Below are 18887 nucleotides of genomic sequence, written 5' to 3' on the forward strand. Positions count from 1 at the left end.
CCGGCTCTTAAGTAAAAGTTCCGTAGCAAAACAAACTTATATATCTGAATGATTTAAGGAACTTAACCCTGGTCGCTGTGCTCGAAAGGCCAGTAAATATTTTCCATCAGGAGAAACACCCCCATGCGTAAGACTTTAGCTATTGCCTTGATGTTGACCGCTTCCCTCGGTCTCGCCGCTTGCGGTAAAAAATCCGAGGACAAAGCTCAAGAAGCCACCCAACATACAGAGCAAGCTCAGGAAAAAATGAGCGAAGCTCAGGATAAAGTGAACGAGGCGGCAAAAGAAAACGCTGAAGCTGCCAAAGCTCAGACTGAATCGAACGAAGCAGCGGCAAAAGAAGCCGCTCCAGAAGCACCTAAAAACTAAAAGCGTTTTTAGTGATAAAAGAAAACCCGCCAAGTGCGGGTTTTCTTTTATCTGAAATTTTGCTCGAAACGCGTCCTTAGAGCAAAACAGTCCTAAAAGTCGGACTAATCATCAGCAACAACGAACACACTAATCCGACGAACCACACCAGACTTCGCTGCCAGGCCAGATCAGCCCAATAACACAGTAAGTAGATAACGCGCGCGATCACGAAGGCGATCGCCAGTGCATCGATCAGCCATCCCGCCGTTTGCGTGGTGTGCGCCATCAACACCCCGACCGCAAACAAAATGAACGCCTCGAAACTGTTCTGGTGGGCCGCCAACGCCCGGGCGCCGAAACCTGTGAGTTGCGCCTGTTGTTGACGCGGCAGGTGATTGTTGTAACCGCCCTGCTCTTTCATCGCCTTGGCCACCGGCATGCGCGCCACGAAAATCAACAAGGCGCTGATAAACACACACCAGAATGGAATACTCATCAAGCCGCCTCTTTGTTCAGCTCAGGCAATGGCGCCTCTGTAGGTGTATAGACCATCACGTCAAGAACGTCGGAGTGAAACTCGCGGCGATACAATACCAACACGACACCGGCGCTCATCAACATGAACAACCAGGGGCTGACAAACCACGCCAGCATGCTCATGCCGAAGTAATAGGAACGCAGACCGAAGTTGAACTGGTTGGCCGCCATGGAGATGACACGGGCGGCTCGGGAAGCAAAGGCGTTACGCTCTTGCTCGGACACATGCCGCTCACCGATCATCGGTGCCGAACCCACGAGAATGGCCGCAAAGTTGTACTGACGCATGCACCAGCTGAACGTAAAGAACGCATAGACAAACACCAGCGCCAGGCACAACAACTTGATCTCCGACATGCCTTGGGAAGCCTGTTGCACCATCGGGATATCAGCAAGCAACGACACGGCTCTTTCGGATGCCCCCAACACCGTGAGAATACCGGCCAGGATAATCAACGTGCTGGAAGCGAAGAACGAGGCGTTGCGCTCCAGGTTACCGATCACGCTGGCATCGGCGATGCGGTTGTCGCGCAACAGCATGCGGCGCATCCAGTCTTCGCGGTACAGGTGCAGCACACTGGCCAGGCATGCGGTGTCACGGCCCTTCCATGTCGCGTAACGGGTGTAGCCACCCCAGCAGACGACAAACCAGAGCGCGGCGAGGATGTGGATCAGATTGGCGTGGATGAACGACATGCAGTTCCTTGTGATGTGTAGACGATGATGAAACCTGCGGATAGTGCTTCGACGTTAACCCAAGGAAAAAGACACTGCATCACACGCATAAAAAATGCCCCGTATCGATTGATACGGGGCATTTCCATTTGTAGCTCAAGCCCGCTTGTGGCGGGTCATGAAGCGGCTTAAGCCAGCGCTTCTTCGCGCTTGCCCAGCAGACGGTCGCAAACCACGGCAACCACCAGGGTCATGACCGAGGGCACCAGCCACGCCAGGCCCTGCTCGCTCAGCGGCAGGTGAGCCAGTTGAGCCGGCATCCAGTCGGCCAGACCGGCGCCCTTGAGAGCGTCGATCATGCCGAAAATGAACGACACCAGCATCACCGGACCGACGATGCGACCCTGCTCATGCCAGAAGTCCTTGCAGAAGCTCAGGGCCACCAGGGCGATGCACGGCGGGTAGATGGCGGTCAGTACCGGAATCGAGAACGCAATCAGCTTGGTGAGGCCCAGGTTGGACACCAGCAGGGAGAACGCGGCCAGGATGATTACCAGCGTCTTGTAGGACAGTGGCAGCACACGGCTGAAGTATTCGGCACAGGCGCAGGTCAGACCGACCGCAGTCACCAGGCAGGCCAGGGAGATCAGCACCGCGAGGAAACCGCTGCCGAGCGAACCGAAGGTGTGCTGCACGTAGGCGTGCAATACCGCCGCGCCGTTGGTGGCACCGGCGGCCACTTCATGGCTGCCCGAGCCGAGACGGAACAGGCTGACGTAAACCAGCGCCAGACCTACACCGGCAATCAGCCCGGCAATGATCGCGTAACGGGTGATCAACACCGGCGATTCCACGCCACGGGAGCGGATCGCATTGACGATGACAATGCCGAATACCAGCGCACCCAGGGTATCCATGGTCAGGTAACCATTGATGAAGCCCTGGGAGAACGGTGCCGCCACATATTCAGGGGTAGCCACGCCAATGTTACCGGCCGGCATCGCGAACGCTGCGATGCCGAGTACGGCCAGGGCGATGATCTTCAGCGGTGCGAGGAACCGTCCTACGGTGTCCAGCAGACGGCCCGGATAGAGCGAGATGAAGAACACCAGCAGGAAGTACACCGAGCTATAGAGAAACAGCGCCAGCGGGCTCTCGCCGGTCAGCGGCGCCAGACCCACTTCGAACGACACGGTCGCGGTGCGTGGTGTCGCGAACAACGGGCCGACAGCGAGGTAGCACGCGGCTGCCAGCAGGCCCCCGGCGATTTTACCGATCGGGCTGCTCAAGGCATCCATTGCACCACCGACCTTGGCCAGGGCGACCACGGTGATCACCGGCAGACCGACTGCGGTGATCAGAAAACCCAGCGCCGCCATCCAGACATTAGGCCCGGACTGCAAACCGACGATAGGCGGGAAGATGATGTTGCCAGCCCCGACGAACAGGGCAAATGTCATGAAGCCCAGTGCCAGGATGTCCTGGCCTTTCAACACTTTCATTAAGGAAATACCACACTACTGAATCGGAATTTAGAGAGGGATTTCCCTTATGGGTGAGGGAAATGCTGTCGATCCGTATAGGACTGACCCGTTTAGCGCGCCGCAGCCTTGTGGGCCGCAAACGCAAAATGGCGGCTAGCCTACCGAATTTGCCCGCCAAACGCACTATTACGGGGCGAACTATCCGATACGCGACATTTCAGTGTCGTGTTTACATATCTAATTTTCACAACCTCCCTCGCTACAAAAAGCGCTGCGAATATCTCAAACCCCGGAAATGACAAAGGCCACCCGAAGGTGGCCTTTGTTTGGTGGAGCGTCAGTTAAGCGCGAGGCTTACTTGACGGCCCAACCGGTCAGCTCGGCCAGGGCCTTGCCGATGTCTGCCAGCGAACGCACGGTTTTAACGCCTGCGTCTTGCAGAGCAGCGAATTTCTCGTCTGCAGTGCCTTTGCCGCCAGAGATGATTGCGCCAGCATGGCCCATGCGCTTGCCCGGAGGAGCAGTCACACCAGCGATGTAGGAAACAACCGGCTTGGTCACGTGTGCCTTGATGTAGGCAGCGGCTTCTTCTTCAGCCGAACCGCCGATCTCGCCGATCATCACGATCGCTTCGGTCTTCGGGTCTTCCTGGAACAGCTTCAGGATGTCGATGAAGTTCGAACCCGGGATCGGGTCACCACCGATGCCGACGCAAGTCGACTGACCGAAACCGGCGTCAGTAGTCTGCTTCACAGCTTCGTAGGTCAGGGTGCCGGAACGGGAAACGATACCGACCTTGCCTGGCAAGTGAATGTGACCTGGCATGATGCCGATCTTGCATTCGCCTGGAGTGATCACGCCTGGGCAGTTAGGACCGATCAGGACTACGCCCAGCTCGTCGCACTTGACCTTGGCATCCAGCATGTCCAGGGTAGGAATGCCTTCAGTGATGCAAACGATCAGCTTGATGCCGCCGAAGGCTGCTTCCAGGATGGAGTCCTTGCAGAAAGGAGCTGGAACGTAGATCACGCTCGCGGTGGCGCCAGTGGCAGCTACAGCGTCTTTCACGGTGTTGAACACTGGCAGGCCCAGGTGCTCGGTGCCGCCTTTGCCTGGAGTTACGCCGCCAACCATCTTGGTGCCGTACTCGATGGCTTGCTGGGTGTGGAAACTACCTTGCGAACCGGTAATACCCTGGCAGATAACTTTGGTGTCTTTATTGATCAGGACGCTCATTATTTGCCCTCCGCAGCTTTGACAACTTGTTGAGCAGCGTCGGTCAGGCTGGTAGCAGCGATGATGTTCAAACCGCTTTCTGCCAGTACTTTAGCGCCCAGCTCAGCGTTGTTGCCTTCAAGGCGAACAACAACCGGGATTTTCACGCCGACTTCTTTCACAGCGCCGATGATGCCTTCGGCAATCATGTCGCAACGAACGATGCCGCCGAAGATGTTGACCAGTACTGCAGCGACGTTAGTGTCGGACAGGATGATCTTGAACGCTTCGGTTACGCGTTCTTTGGTAGCACCGCCGCCCACGTCGAGGAAGTTGGCTGGTTTGCCGCCATGCAGGTTGACGATGTCCATGGTACCCATGGCCAGGCCAGCACCGTTGACCATGCAACCGATGTTGCCTTCCAGTGCTACGTAGTTCAGTTCGAACTTGGCAGCGTGCGCTTCGCGCGGATCGTCTTGCGACGGATCGTGGAAAGTCTTCAGCTTAGGCTGACGGTACATGGCGTTGGCGTCGATGTTGATCTTGGCATCGAGGCAGTGCAGATCGCCGTCAGCCTTGATCACCAGCGGGTTCACTTCCAGCAGAGCCAGGTCGTGATCCTTGAACAGCTTGGCCAGACCTACGAAGATCTTGGCGAACTGAGCAACTTGCTTGCCTTCCAGACCCAGCTGGAATGCCAGCTCGCGACCCTGGAATGGCTGAGCGCCAACCAGTGGATCGATAGTGGCTTTCAGAATTTTTTCTGGAGTGTCGTGAGCAATTTTCTCGATGTCCACGCCACCTTCGGTGGAAGCCATGAACACGATGCGACGGCTCGAACGGTCAACGACAGCGCCCAGGTACAGCTCTTTAGCGATATCAGTGCACGATTCAACCAGGATTTTGGTGACTGGCTGACCATTGGCGTCAGTCTGGTAAGTCACCAGACGCTTGCCCAGCCACTGCTGTGCGAATGCTTTAGCGTCTTCTTTGCTGCGAACCAGCTTTACGCCGCCCGCTTTACCGCGACCACCGGCGTGAACCTGGGCTTTGACAACCCATTCGCTGCCGCCGATTTTGTCGCAAGCTTCTGCTGCTGCTTCCGGGGTGTCTACCGCGTAACCGGTGGATACTGGCAGGCCGTACTCAGCGAACAGCTGCTTACCCTGATACTCGTGAAGATTCATGCTTATTACCGTCTTCGTTAGGTACTGCGCATTCGGTGCTGCACTCATTCAAGTGCCGCACCACCTGTGACTGCTGCTTGCGTAACCTTTCCGGGTACCCGGTGCAGCTACGCAAGACTGCGTCCAGCGGACATTCCGCGGTGAGTCTTGCTCGCAAGGCTCACGACGGGCCGTACCGCCGTGGTTTCTTATTATCCGCTTAGCGTTTCTTGCGGTTGGCGATGTGGATGGCGCCGCCATTCACTGCCAACGCTGCTTCGTGCAAGGCTTCAGACAGGGTCGGATGGGAGAAAACCATCATGCCCAGGTCTTCAGCGCTGGTGCCGAATTCCATGCCGATCGCGCCCTGCTGAACCAGTTCTGCGGCGCTCGGGCCAATCACGTGGACGCCCAATACGCGGTCAGTCTTGGCATCAGCGATGACCTTGACGAAACCACCGGTATCGTTGGCGGCCATGGCACGGCCAGAGGCTGCGAACGGGAAGGTGCCGACGTTAACTTCTACGCCTTCAGCTTTCAAGGCCTGCTCGGTTTTACCGACCCACGCGATTTCCGGGTGAGTATAAATAACCGAAGGGATCAGGTCATAGTTCATCTGGGCTTTATGGCCCTTGATGCGCTCGACAACCATGATGCCCTCTTCCGAGGCTTTGTGAGCCAGCATCATGCCGCGAACCACGTCACCGATGGCGTAAACGCCCGGTACGGTGGTGGCGCAGTGATCGTCAACGTGCACGAAACCGCGCTCGTCCAGGGTCACGCCGCAATCGGCAGCCAGCAGATCAGTGGTCACCGGACGGCGACCAACGGCTACGATCAGCTTGTCGAAAGTGATGTTCTGTTCGCCGTTGGCATCGGTGTAGTTCACAACGACTTCGTCGCCGTTCACTTTGGAACCGGTCACGCGAGCGCCCAGCTTGATGTCCAGACCCTGTTTGGTCAGGGTTTTCAGCGCTTCCTTGGAAACAGCGGTGTCCGCTGCCATCAGGAAGGTATCCAGTGCTTCGAGAACGGTGACTTCAGCGCCCAGACGGGACCATACCGAACCCAGTTCCAGACCGATAACACCAGCGCCGATTACACCCAGGCGTTTTGGTACGGATTGGAATTCCAGAGCGCCAGTCGAATCGACGATCACATTCTGGTCGACCGGAGCCGGTGGAATGTCGATCGGACGCGAGCCCGGAGCCAGGATGACGTTTTCGGCTTCGATGACTTCAACCGAACCGTCAGGCTTGGTGACTTCGACTTTCTTGCCAGCCAGCAGTTTGCCGTGGCCCTGGATCGAAGTGACGCCGTTAGCCTTGAACAGCGTTGCAACGCCGGAGGTCAGGCCTTTGACGATGTTGGCTTTACGGCCGACCATTGCTGGCACGTCCATGGTCACGCCAGCGTGGTTGATACCGTGGATCGCGAAGCCGTCTTGCGCTTCGTGAAACTTCCAGGAGCTGTCCAGCAGCGCCTTGGATGGAATGCAGCCGACGTTCAGGCAAGTACCGCCGAGGGCCAGTTTGCCTTCCTTGTCGGTGTATTTCTCGATGCAGGCAGTGGTGAGGCCCAGTTGCGCTGCTTTAATGGCAGCCACGTAGCCGCCAGGACCCGCGCCAATCACTACCACGTCGAATTTCTGAGTCATGTGTCATTCCTTCTCGAATCAAACCGGACGGCCCCTTTTGAGGACCGTCGTGGGACGAAGCTGGTCATTACAGAAGGGCCGTCCATCATTGAACGGCCCGTGCAACGAAATCAGATATCCAGCAGCAAACGAGCCGGGTCTTCCAGCAGGTTCTTGATGGTCACCAGGAAGGTCACAGCTTCTTTGCCATCGATCAGACGGTGATCGTAGGACAGCGCCAGGTACATCATCGGACGGATAACTACCTGACCGTTGATCGCCATAGGACGCTGGATGATGTTGTGCATACCCAGAATCGCAGCCTGCGGCGGGTTGACGATCGGAGTCGACATCATCGAACCGAAAGTACCGCCGTTGGTGATGGTGAACGTGCCGCCGGTCATTTCTTCCATCGACAGTTTGCCGTCACGGGCTTTCTTGCCGAAGGTAGCGATGCCGCCTTCGATTTCAGCCAGGCTCATCAGTTCGGCGTTACGCAGAACCGGTACAACCAGACCGCGGTCGCTGGAAACAGCCACACCAACGTCGGCGTAGCCGTGGTAAACGATGTCGGCACCGTCGATCGACGCGTTGACAGCCGGGAAGCGTTTCAGCGCTTCGGTAGCCGCTTTCACGAAGAACGACATGAAGCCCAGGCGTACGCCGTTGTGGGACTTCTCGAACAGGTCCTTGTACTTCGAACGCAGGGCCATGACTTCGGTCATGTCGACTTCGTTGAAAGTGGTCAGCATGGCCATGTTCGATTGAGCTTCAACCAGACGCTCGGCAACCTTGGCACGCAGACGGGTCATCGGAACGCGTTTTTCTACGCGGTCGCCAGCAGCGAATACCGGAGCCGAAGCAGCCGGTGCAGCAGCCTTGGCAGGTGCAGCAGCCGGAGCGGCTTTCTTGGCGGCAACAGCTGCTACCACGTCTTCCTTGGTCACACGACCGCCTTTGCCAGTACCGGCAACGGAAGCGATGTTGATGCCGTTTTCTTCAGCCAGCTTGCGAGCAGCCGGTGCAGCAACAGGATCGTCTTCGCCTGCTTCGGCAGGAGCAGCGGCAGCAGCGGCAGGTGCAGCAGCGGCTGGAGCGGCGGCAGCACCGCCCTCACCGATGGAGCCCAGAACTTCGTCGGACAGAACGGTGTCGCCTTCGTTCTTGACGATCGCGCCCAGCACGCCATCAGCAGTGGCCAGAACTTCCAGTACGACTTTGTCGGTTTCGATGTCGACGATCAGTTCGTCACGCTTGACGGCGTCGCCCGGTTTTTTGTGCCAGGTGGCAACGGTGCCATCGGCAACCGATTCCGGGAAAGTGGGGGCTTTGATTTCGATAGCCATTATCTGTGGGTCCTTAAATTCGGTTTCAGGTGCGCGAAGGCGTTAAACAGTGAAAGCATCTTGCAGCAGTTGTTCCTGCTGCTCGGCGTGCATCGAAGCGTAACCGCAAGCAGGTGCGGCAGACGCCTCACGACCAGCGTATTCCAGGACCAGGCCTTGTTTATGGTTGGTCAGGCTGCGACGCATGTGATGCTGGCTGCTGTACCAGGCGCCCTGGTTCATCGGCTCTTCCTGGCACCAAACCACGTTTTCGAGGTTGGTGTAAGGGGCGAGAGCCTCCATCAGGTCGTCCTCAGGGAACGGATACAGCTGCTCGATACGCACGATGGCGATGTCTTCACGACCTTCGGCACGGCGTTTTTCCAGCAGGTCATAGTAGACCTTGCCGCTGCACAGGATCATGCGAGTGACCTTTTTCGGGTCAAGCGCATCGATTTCCGGGATCACGGTCTGGAACGAACCTTCGGCCAGATCTTCCAGGGTCGAGATGGCCAGCTTGTGACGCAGCAACGACTTCGGAGTCAGGACTACCAATGGTTTGCGCAGCGGGCGAATCACCTGACGACGCAGCAAGTGGTAGATCTGGGCCGGCGTAGTCGGCACGGCTACCTGAATGTTGTGCTCGGCGCACAGCTGCAGGTAACGCTCCAGACGAGCCGAGGAGTGCTCCGGACCCTGACCTTCATAACCGTGCGGCAACAGCATGGTCAGACCGCAGAGACGGCCCCACTTGTGCTCGCCACTGGTGATGAACTGGTCGATAACCACCTGGGCACCGTTGGCGAAGTCGCCGAACTGGGCTTCCCAGATAACCAGAGCGTTTGGCTCGGTGGTCGAATAACCGTATTCGAACGCCAGAACCGCTTCTTCGGACAGGAACGAATCGTACAGGTCGAAACGTGGCTGACCCTTGTACAGGTTTTGCAGCGGGATATAGGTACCCGCGTCTTTCTGGTTGTGCAAGACAGCGTGACGGTGCGAGAACGTACCGCGACCGATGTCCTGACCCGTCATGCGAATCGGGTGACCTTCGAACGCCAGGGTCGCGTACGCCATGGTTTCGGCGTAACCCCAGTTGATCGGCAGGCCGCCGGCTTGCATCTTCTGACGGTCTTCGTAGATTTTCGAGACCTGGCGCTGAACCACGAAGCCTTCCGGAATCTCCAGCAGCTTGGCGGACAGTTCCTGCAAGGTTTTCAGATCGAAGCGAGTATCGTGACGCGCGGTCCAGGCGTGGCCCAGATACGGACGCCAGTCCACGAACAACTCTTTGTTCGGCTCTTTGACCAGGCTTTTTACTACGTGCAGACCGTTGTCCAGCGCGTTGCGGTATTCGTCGACTTTCGCCTGAACACGCTCAGCGTCCAGCACCCCACTCTGGGTCAGACGATCGGCATACAGCTCACGGGTGGTGCGCTGCTTGGTGATCTGCTGATACATCAGAGGCTGGGTACCGCTTGGCTCGTCAGCCTCGTTGTGGCCGCGACGACGGTAGCAGACCAGATCGATCACCACGTCACGCTTGAACTGCATGCGGTAGTCGATGGCCAACTGGGTCACGAACAACACGGCTTCCGGATCATCACCATTCACATGGAGGATCGGCGCCTGGATCATCTTCGCAACGTCGGTCGCGTACTCGGTGGAGCGCGAGTCCAGCGGGTTGCTGATGGTGAAGCCGACCTGGTTGTTGATCACGATGTGCACGGTGCCGCCGGTCTTGAAACCGCGGGTCTGCGACATCTGGAAGGTTTCCATGACCACGCCTTGACCGGCGAATGCCGCGTCACCGTGGATGGAGATCGGCAGAACCTTTTCACCGGTAGGATCGTTACGACGATCCTGACGGGCACGGACCGAACCCTCGACCACTGGAGAAACGATTTCCAGGTGAGACGGGTTGAAAGCCATGGCCAGGTGAACTTCACCGCCGGTGGTCATGACGTTGGACGAGAAGCCCTGGTGATATTTAACGTCACCGGAACCCAGCTCGACCTTCTTCTTGCCTTCGAACTCGTCGAACAACTCGCGCGGGTTCTTGCCAAAGGTGTTGACCAGCACGTTCAGACGACCACGGTGGGCCATGCCGATGACGATTTCCTTGGTGCCGTAGGAGCCGGAACGCTGGATCAGCTCATCGAGCATCGGAATCAGGCTCTCGCCGCCTTCCAGACCGAAACGCTTGGTACCCGGATACTTGGTCCCAAGGTATTTTTCAAGACCCTCGCCGGCAGTGACGCGCTCGAGCAGGTGACTCTTGATGTCGGCGGAGTACGTCGGACGGCCGCGCACGCTTTCCAGACGCTGCTGGAACCACTGGCGCTGCTCGGAATCGGTGATGTGCGTAAATTCAGCGCCGATGGTGCGGCAATATGTCTGCTGCAACGCTTCGTGAATTTCGCGTAGGCTCGCCTCCTCTTTGCCGATGAACAGGTCGCCGGCACGGAAGGTCGTATCAAGATCGGCATTGGTCAAGCCGTAATGATTGATTGACAGGTCTGCAGGTGCAGGACGCTGCCACAGCCCCAGCGGGTCAAGCTGGGCTGCCTGGTGGCCACGCATACGGTAGGCCTGGATCAATCGCAGCACTTCAACTTGCTTCTTCTCGTGCTCACTGCTCACGCTGCCGGCGGAAACCGGTTGGGCGCGGCGCTGGTTCTTTGCCAGCAAGACGAAATGATCGCGAATTGTGGAGTGCGAAACATCGGTGGCAGTGTTGCCATCAGCAGGCAACTTCTGGAAGTAGGTGCGCCACTCTTCTGGCACAGCGTTAGGGTCGTGCAGGTAGAGCTCGTAGAGCTCTTCCACATAGGCAGCGTTACTACCGGAAAGGTAGGCGCTGTTCCACATGCGCTGCATCACGCTTTCTTGCATGCTTGGTCACCCTCGGTTAGGGGAACACCACCGGCGTCGACACCGAGCAAACTTGCAGAAGTCCGAATGCAGCGACTAAAACAAGCCACTTAGGATCACGCTGATAGTCCGGGTACCAGCCCGGATGCCCCTGCTTGTCTCATTTCTTCAAAATAAGAGCCGCAGCCTTATGGGCTGCTGCTCAGGTTAAAACTACGGCGCCGGTTGAAGCCTGCGCCGTAGCATCTACGGGTACAGCGGTTCTACGGGTACAGCAGCTGAATCACACGCCGCTTTGCAGCAGCATGTTACGGATGTGACCGATGGCCTTAGTCGGGTTCAGGCCTTTCGGACAAACGTTGACGCAGTTCATGATGCCCCGGCAGCGGAATACGCTGAACGGGTCATCCAGCGAAGCCAGACGCTCGGACGTCTTGGTGTCGCGGCTGTCTGCCAGGAAGCGGTACGCCTGCAGCAGAGCAGCCGGGCCCAGGAACTTGTCCGGGTTCCACCAGAAGGACGGGCACGAAGTCGAGCAGCAAGCGCACAGGATGCACTCGTACAGACCGTCGAGTTTTTCACGCTCTTCAGGGGACTGCAGACGCTCGATGGCCGGAGCCGGCGTGTCGTTCTGCAGGTATGGCTTAACCTTTTCGTATTGCTTGTAGAAGATGCTCATATCGACGACCAAGTCACGGATAACCGGCAAACCTGGCAGAGGACGAACGATCAGCTTGTTACCTTTTACGACGGCAGACAGCGGCGTGATGCACGCCAGACCGTTTTTGCCGTTGATGTTCATGCCGTCGGAACCGCAAACACCTTCACGGCAAGAGCGACGATAGGAGAAACCCTCGTCCTGCTCTTTGATCAGGGCCAGCACGTCCAGCACCATCAGGTCTTTACCACCGGTATCAACCTGGAATTCCTGCATGAACGGCGCAGCGTCCTGATCAGGGTTGTAACGATAAACACTGACTTGCAACATGGCGGCCACCCTTAATAAGTCCGAATCTTAGGTTCAAAAGTCGGAACAGTCTTCGGCGAGAAGTTCACTGCACGCTTGGCAACGCGCTTCTCACCCGGGAAGTACAGGGTGTGGCACAGCCAGTTTTCGTCGTCACGATCTTCAAAGTCTTCACGGGCGTGAGCACCGCGGGACTCTTTACGTACTTCTGCAGCGATGGCGGTAGCTTCGGCCACTTCCAGCAGGTTCTGCAGCTCCAGCGCTTCGATACGCGCGGTGTTGAACGCCTGGCTCTTGTCGTTGATCTTGACGTTGGCGATACGGCCACGCAGATCAGCCAGTTGAGCAATACCCTTCTGCATGTATTCGCCAGTACGGAATACACCGAAGTAGTTCTGCATGCAGCTTTGCAGCTCGCGACGCAGGGTTGCCACGTCTTCACCATCGGTACGCTCGTTCAGAGCGGACAGACGCGACAGGGCCGCATTGATGTCGGCGTCGGTGGCGTCGTCGTATTCGATACCGTCGGTCAGCGCTTTTTCCAGGTGCAGACCGGCCGCACGACCGAAAACCACCAGGTCGAGCAACGAGTTGCCGCCCAGACGGTTGGCACCGTGAACCGATACGCAAGCCACTTCACCGACCGCGAACAGGCCAGGAATGATGGTGTCCTTGCCTTCGGCGTCCTGAGTGATCGCCTGGCCATGAATGTTGGTGGCAACGCCGCCCATCATATAGTGGCAAGTCGGAACAACCGGAACCGGAGCGACGACCGGGTCAACGTGCGCGAAAGTCTTGGACAGTTCGCAGATGCCTGGCAGACGGCTGTGCAGCACTTCCTCGCCCAGGTGGTCGAGCTTGAGCATTACGTGGTCGCCATTCGGACCGCAACCGTTGCCGGCGATGATTTCCTTAACCATCGAACGGGCAACCACGTCACGACCGGCAAGGTCTTTGGCGTTCGGAGCATAACGCTCCATGAAACGCTCGCCGTGCTTGTTGATCAGGTAACCACCTTCACCACGGCAACCTTCGGTTACCAGTACACCGGCGCCGGCGATGCCGGTCGGGTGGAACTGCCACATTTCGATGTCTTGTACCGGTACGCCGGCACGCAGCGCCATGCCAACGCCGTCACCGGTGTTGATCAGGGCGTTGGTGGTCGAAGCGTAGATACGACCTGCACCGCCGGTGGCCAGTACGGTGGCCTTGGCACGGATGTAGGTGGTTTCACCGGTTTCGATGCAGATCGCGATCACACCGACGAACTCGCCTTGACCGTTCTTTACCAGATCGACAGCGTAGTATTCGTTCAGGAACGTGGTGCCGGCTTTCAGGTTGCCCTGATAAAGGGTGTGCAGCAGCGCGTGACCGGTACGGTCGGACGCCGCGCAGGTACGTGCAGCCTGGCCGCCCTTGCCGTAGTCCTTGGACTGACCGCCGAACGGACGCTGGTAGATGCGACCGGTTTCGGTACGGGAGAACGGCAGGCCCATGTGGTCCAGTTCGAAAACTGCGGCCGGACCTTCCTGACACATGTATTCGATAGCGTCCTGGTCACCGATGTAGTCGGAACCCTTGACGGTATCGTACATGTGCCAGCGCCAGTCATCGTTCGGATCCGCAGATGCAATGGCGCAAGTGATGCCGCCCTGGGCCGATACGGTGTGCGAACGAGTCGGGAAAACCTTGGTGATCACGGCAGTCTTGTGACCGCCTTGTGCCAGTTGCAGCGCTGCGCGCATGCCGGCACCGCCGCCACCAATAATGATGGCGTCGAAAGAAATCGTTGGAATGTTAGCCATGGATCAGATACCCCAGAGAATCTGCACACCCCAGACGAAGTAAGCGAACATCGCAACGCCGCATACCGCCTGGAAAAGGAAACGTACTGCAGTCGCGGACTTGCCCAGCGCCATCGGCGTCAGGTAGTCGGTCGCGATGGTCCACATGCCGACCCAGGCGTGAGCGCCCAGGGCCACAAGGGCCAGCAGACTGAAGATACGCATCCCGTTGTGGGCGAACAGGCCATGCCATTGGGCGTAGCCAATGCCAGGATTCGCAGCGAGGTATCCGATCAGGAAAATGAAATAAGCCGCGAGAACAACCGCAGACACACGTTGCGCCATCCAGTCATAGAGGCCCGAACGCGAAAGGTTCGTAACGCTGGTTACCATATCCAAACTCCTGCCAGAACGATCAACACCACGGAAACGGCGATGATAATTTTCGAGCCCAGGCGGCCGCCTTCCAGCGTCTCACCGATGCCCATGTCCATGATCAAGTGGCGCACACCGGCTACCAGGTGATACAGAAGAGCGGACAGGAGGCCCCATGCTACGAACTTGGCCAGCGGGCTGGTCAAGCATGCCTTCACCTCGGCAAAACCTTCCTCGGAACCCAGAGACTTGCCCAATGCATAAAGCATGAAGCCAAGGCCCAGGAAGAGGATGATGCCGGAAACACGGTGAAGAAACGACGTAACGCCGGTGATGGGGAGTTTGATGGTCCTTAGGTCTAGGTTTACAGGTCGTTGGCTTTTCACGGCTTTTTTTTCACACTGAAGAGCCCCTAACAATCAGGGCAAAGTTGTTGGGGAGTGCACTGGTCAGGTAACCACCACCCAGGGATGCGACCCCCAATAAAGCAGGCCCAAAAGCCCCTGGCGGTCGGTGGCCGAGTATAGACAGTTAGGCTACTAATGACAACGCGTTCACCTTCCCCTAATAGCGGATTGCACAAGTGACATAAAAGGCGTAAACGGCAGACAATTTCGAGAAAAAAGTGCGGTTAAAGCCTTCTGGAGCAAGACTTTAGGCAAATTGACATTCGAATTTATCTCACTATAGTGGTGCGGGCCCTGCGTGGGGGGTCTGTCTGATGATTTCAAGCATAAATAGGAGGCCACATGGCTGACAAAAAAGCGCAGTTGATCATCGAGGGCGCAGCCCCCGTCGAGCTGCCCATTTTAACCGGCACCGTTGGTCCCGATGTTATCGACGTTCGGGGCCTGACGGCCACGGGCCGTTTCACCTTTGACCCTGGTTTCATGTCGACCGCCTCTTGCGAGTCGAAGATCACCTACATCGACGGCGACAACGGTATTCTGCTGCACCGCGGCTACCCGATCGAACAGCTGGCTGAAAAGTCGGACTACCTGGAAACCTGCTACCTGCTGCTCAACGGCGAGCTGCCGACCGCAGAACAGAAGGCCCAGTTCGTCGGCACCGTGAAGAACCACACCATGGTCCACGAGCAGTTGAAGACCTTCTTCAACGGCTTCCGTCGCGACGCCCACCCGATGGCCGTCATGTGCGGTGTAGTTGGCGCCCTCTCGGCGTTCTACCACGACTCCCTCGACATCAATAACCCGCAGCATCGCGAAATTTCCGCGATCCGCCTGGTTGCCAAGATGCCGACCCTGGCTGCAATGGTTTACAAGTACTCCATGGGCCAACCCATGATGTACCCGCGCAACGACCTGTCGTACGCGGAAAACTTCCTGCACATGATGTTCAACACCCCGTGCGAGATCAAACCGATCAGCCCGGTACTCGCCAAGGCCATGGACCGGATCTTCATCCTCCATGCCGACCACGAACAGAACGCATCGACCTCCACCGTACGTCTGGCAGGTTCCTCGGGTGCCAACCCGTTCGCCTGTATCGCCGCCGGTATCGCTGCACTGTGGGGCCCTGCCCACGGCGGTGCGAACGAAGCCGTGTTGACCATGCTCGATGAAATTGGCGATGTCTCGAACATCGACAAGTACATCGCCAAGGCCAAAGACAAGAACGATCCGTTCAAACTGATGGGCTTCGGTCACCGGGTTTACAAAAACCGCGACCCACGCGCTACCGTCATGAAGCAGACCTGCGACGAAGTATTGAAGGAACTGGGCATCACCAACGATCCGCAACTCGAACTGGCCATGCGCCTGGAAGAGATCGCCCTGACCGATCCGTACTTCATCGAACGCTCGCTGTACCCGAACGTCGACTTCTACTCGGGGATCATCCTCAAGGCGATCGGCATTCCAACCAGTATGTTCACCGTGATCTTCGCCCTGGCGCGGACTGTCGGCTGGATCTCCCACTGGAAAGAAATGCTCTCCAGCCCATACAAGATCGGCCGTCCGCGCCAGCTGTACACCGGCTACGAGTCGCGTGACATCACCCCGCTTGAAGACCGCAAATAAGACCTGTCTTGCGATAACGTCTTAAGTTGCACCGAGAACGGCCTCTATGTAGATAGAGGCCGTTTTTGTTTGTGCTCTTTGGTTGTGTATATATCCGTTTCTTCGGTAACGGCGGCTCGGCCTCCGGGAAACGTGCAGACAGATCAAAAGCCAAAGCAACGGCAAGATCAAAAGATCGCAGCTTTCGGCAGTTCCTACGGGAGGAATATATCCCCACGTCCGATCAGGCCGGCCGGTCGGCCGCCTCGCTTTGGCTTTTGCATATAGCCTTCGCGGGCAAGCCTCGCCCCTACAAAGGGCGATAACCGCCCATAAAAGCCCAATAAAAATGCCCCGATCTCTCGACCGGGGCATTCGTGTCAGCGCAGCTTATATATAAGAAGCCTTAGTGCGAAACCGCCCCACTCGCCCCCAACCCCGTCTGCGAACGGACAAACTGCGGGAAGAACAGCGCCCGCTCATTGTCAGCCGCAGCAGATTTGTCAGTGATCGAGAAGAACCAGATCCCGATAAAGGCAATGATCATCGAGAACAGCGCAGGGTATTCATACGGGAAGATCGCCTTCTCGTGACCCATGATCTGCACCCAGATGGTTGGCCCCAGCACCATCAAGCCAACCGCACTGACCAGCCCCAACCAACCGCCGATCATCGCACCGCGAGTCGTCAGTTTCTTCCAGTACATGGAAAGCAGCAGCACCGGGAAGTTACAGCTCGCCGCGATGGAGAACGCCAGGCCCACCATGAACGCGATGTTCTGCTTCTCGAACAGAATGCCCAGGCCGATCGCCAGCACCGCCAGGGCGATGGTGGTGATTTTCGAGACGCGGATTTCGTCCTTCTCGTTGGCCTTGCCCTTCTTGATCACGCTGGCATACAGGTCATGGGACACTGCCGAGGCACCGGCCAGGGTCAGGCCGGCCACCACCGCCAGAATGGTCGCGAACGCCACCGCCGAGATGAAGCCCAGGAACACACTGCCACCCACCGCGTTGGCCAAATGCACCGCCGCCATGTTGTTGCCGCCCAATAGCGCACCTGCCGCATCTTTAAAGGCCGGGTTGGTGCTGACCAGCAGGATCGCGCCGAAACCGATGATGAAGGTCAGGATGTAGAAGTAACCAATGAAGCCGGTCGCATACAGCACGCTTTTACGCGCTTCTTTCGCGTCACTCACGGTGAAGAAGCGCATCAGGATGTGCGGCAGGCCAGCGGTACCGAACATCAGTGCCAGGCCGAGGGAGAACGCCGAGATCGGGTCTTTCACCAGGCCGCCCGGGCTCATGATTGCTTCACCTTTGGCGTGAACCTTGATCGCCTCGGAGAACAGCGTGTTGAAGTCGAAGTTGACGTGTTTCATCACCATCAGCGCCATGAACGAGGCACCGGACAGCAACAGCACTGCCTTGATGATCTGCACCCAAGTGGTCGCCAGCATGCCGCCGAACAGCACGTACAGGCACATCAGGATACCGACCAGGATCACCGCAACGTGGTAGTCCAGGCCGAACAGCAGCTGAATCAGCTTGCCGGCACCGACCATTTGCGCGATCAGGTAGAACGCCACCACCACCAGCGAACCGCACGCCGACAGCGAGCGAATCTGGGTTTGCCCCAGGCGATAGGACGCCACGTCGGCAAAGGTGTACTTGCCCAGGTTACGCAGGCGTTCGGCGATCAGGAACAGAATGATCGGCCAGCCCACCAGGAAGCCGATCGAGTAGATCAGGCCGTCGTAGCCGGAGGTGAACACCAGGGCGGAGATACCCAGGAAGGACGCCGCGGACATGTAGTCACCGGCAATCGCCAGACCGTTCTGGAAACCGGTGATCTTGCCACCCGCCGCATAGTAGTCGGCGGCCGATTTGTTGCGCTTGGACGCCCAATAGGTGATGCACAAGGTTGCCCCGACGAATACCACGAACATCATGATCGCGGATACGTTGAGCGGTTGTTTCTGCACTGCACCTGTCAGGGCCTCAGCCGCCCAGGCGCCCGGTGCAAAGGCTGCGATGCTCAAGAGAGCGATTAGACGCCGGATCATTGCTGAGCCTCCTTGAGAATCGCATTGTTCAAGTCGTCGAATTCGCCGTTGGCGCGTCGTACGTAGATGCCAGTCAGGACAAAGGCCGAGACAATCAGCCCGACACCGATCGGAATGCCCCAGGTAATCGAAGACTCGGGGCTGATTTTTGCGCCCAGAATATGCGGCCCGTAAGCAATCAAAAGGATGAATCCTGAGTACAGCCCAAGCATGATCGCTGAAAGAATCCAGGCGAATCGTTCTCTCTTGCTAACCAGCTCCTTGAAGCGCGGGCTGTTTTGAATCGAGAGGTAAATGCTGTCGTTCATTGTTTTTATCCTCGCAGCACAGATTTTAGTTGGAACGTTATCCACTCTATGCGGCTGCCGGAGAGGTTCCAGACGACCTTAGTATTAGAACGACATGACGGTTTCTC

General features: G+C 57.6%; 16 protein-coding genes. 2 read left to right on the forward strand and 14 right to left on the reverse strand.

The window, feature by feature from the left end; translation table 11 throughout:
* The first annotated feature begins 123 nt into the window (after nucleotides 1-123).
* Nucleotides 124-369, forward strand: a complete 246-nt coding sequence (locus PGR6_RS20465) for a hypothetical protein (RefSeq protein WP_064619386.1) — start codon at nucleotides 124-126, stop codon at nucleotides 367-369.
* 76 nt (nucleotides 370-445) lie between these two features.
* Here PGR6_RS20465 and PGR6_RS20470 read toward each other — a convergent pair whose 3' ends face one another.
* The 12 genes from PGR6_RS20470 to sdhC form a co-directional block, all read right to left on the reverse strand.
* Complete coding sequence (locus PGR6_RS20470; RefSeq protein WP_018925113.1) at nucleotides 446-847, reverse strand: MAPEG family protein; 402 nt, start codon at nucleotides 845-847, stop codon at nucleotides 446-448.
* Nucleotides 847-1584 (reverse strand): DUF599 domain-containing protein, encoded by a 738-nt coding sequence (locus PGR6_RS20475; RefSeq protein WP_018925112.1) that lies wholly within the window; start codon nucleotides 1582-1584, stop codon nucleotides 847-849. The genes PGR6_RS20470 and PGR6_RS20475 overlap by 1 nt, the downstream gene beginning before the upstream one ends.
* Nucleotides 1585-1751: 167 nt before the next feature.
* Nucleotides 1752-3065 carry a branched-chain amino acid transport system II carrier protein gene (brnQ, locus tag PGR6_RS20480; RefSeq protein ID WP_064619389.1) on the reverse strand — a complete coding sequence of 438 codons (1314 nt, stop codon included), beginning with the start codon at nucleotides 3063-3065 and terminating at the stop codon, nucleotides 1752-1754.
* A gap of 336 nt (nucleotides 3066-3401) precedes the next feature.
* Nucleotides 3402-4283 (reverse strand): succinate--CoA ligase subunit alpha, encoded by an 882-nt coding sequence (sucD, locus tag PGR6_RS20485; protein ID WP_007919877.1) that lies wholly within the window; start codon nucleotides 4281-4283, stop codon nucleotides 3402-3404.
* A complete protein-coding gene (gene sucC / locus PGR6_RS20490) occupies nucleotides 4283-5449 on the reverse strand; it encodes an ADP-forming succinate--CoA ligase subunit beta (RefSeq protein ID WP_007919879.1) in 1167 nt (388 codons plus the stop codon). The genes sucD and sucC overlap by 1 nt, the downstream gene beginning before the upstream one ends.
* A 199-nt stretch (nucleotides 5450-5648) precedes the next feature.
* The gene (lpdA, locus tag PGR6_RS20495; protein ID WP_018925110.1) at nucleotides 5649-7085 is read right to left on the reverse strand and encodes a dihydrolipoyl dehydrogenase; all 1437 of its coding nucleotides are present in this window, start codon (nucleotides 7083-7085) and stop codon (nucleotides 5649-5651) included.
* Between the two features lie 110 nt (nucleotides 7086-7195).
* A complete protein-coding gene (gene odhB, locus PGR6_RS20500) occupies nucleotides 7196-8410 on the reverse strand; it encodes a 2-oxoglutarate dehydrogenase complex dihydrolipoyllysine-residue succinyltransferase (RefSeq protein WP_018925109.1) in 1215 nt (404 codons plus the stop codon).
* A gap of 42 nt (nucleotides 8411-8452) precedes the next feature.
* Nucleotides 8453-11284: a 2-oxoglutarate dehydrogenase E1 component gene (locus tag PGR6_RS20505; protein ID WP_018925108.1), complete on the reverse strand. Its 2832-nt coding sequence runs from the start codon at nucleotides 11282-11284 to the stop codon at nucleotides 8453-8455.
* A 262-nt stretch (nucleotides 11285-11546) separates the two neighbouring features.
* Complete coding sequence (locus PGR6_RS20510) at nucleotides 11547-12251, reverse strand: succinate dehydrogenase iron-sulfur subunit (protein ID WP_018925107.1); 705 nt, start codon at nucleotides 12249-12251, stop codon at nucleotides 11547-11549.
* Between the two features lie 11 nt (nucleotides 12252-12262).
* A complete protein-coding gene (gene sdhA / locus PGR6_RS20515; RefSeq protein WP_018925106.1) occupies nucleotides 12263-14035 on the reverse strand; it encodes a succinate dehydrogenase flavoprotein subunit in 1773 nt (590 codons plus the stop codon).
* Nucleotides 14036-14038: 3 nt separating this feature from the next.
* Entirely contained in the window at nucleotides 14039-14407 is a 369-nt protein-coding gene (sdhD, locus tag PGR6_RS20520; protein WP_003210573.1) for a succinate dehydrogenase, hydrophobic membrane anchor protein, read from the reverse strand.
* Nucleotides 14401-14775, reverse strand: coding sequence for a succinate dehydrogenase, cytochrome b556 subunit (sdhC, locus tag PGR6_RS20525; RefSeq protein ID WP_015096190.1), 375 nt, complete (start codon nucleotides 14773-14775; stop codon nucleotides 14401-14403). The genes sdhD and sdhC overlap by 7 nt, the downstream gene beginning before the upstream one ends.
* Nucleotides 14776-15138: 363 nt before the next feature.
* Between sdhC and gltA the strand changes: the two genes are divergently transcribed.
* A complete protein-coding gene (gene gltA / locus PGR6_RS20530) occupies nucleotides 15139-16428 on the forward strand; it encodes a citrate synthase (RefSeq protein ID WP_018925105.1) in 1290 nt (429 codons plus the stop codon).
* 385 nt (nucleotides 16429-16813) lie between these two features.
* Here gltA and PGR6_RS20535 read toward each other — a convergent pair whose 3' ends face one another.
* Both PGR6_RS20535 and PGR6_RS20540 read right to left on the reverse strand, forming a co-directional pair.
* Entirely contained in the window at nucleotides 16814-18472 is a 1659-nt protein-coding gene (locus PGR6_RS20535) for a cation acetate symporter (RefSeq protein WP_018925104.1), read from the reverse strand.
* Nucleotides 18469-18780 carry a DUF485 domain-containing protein gene (locus PGR6_RS20540; protein WP_007939152.1) on the reverse strand — a complete coding sequence of 104 codons (312 nt, stop codon included), beginning with the start codon at nucleotides 18778-18780 and terminating at the stop codon, nucleotides 18469-18471. Before PGR6_RS20540 ends, PGR6_RS20535 begins: the two co-directional genes overlap by 4 nt.
* Nucleotides 18781-18887 lie beyond the last annotated feature (107 nt).

It is taken from the genome of Pseudomonas sp. GR 6-02, assembly GCF_001655615.1.
Taxonomy (GTDB): domain Bacteria; phylum Pseudomonadota; class Gammaproteobacteria; order Pseudomonadales; family Pseudomonadaceae; genus Aquipseudomonas.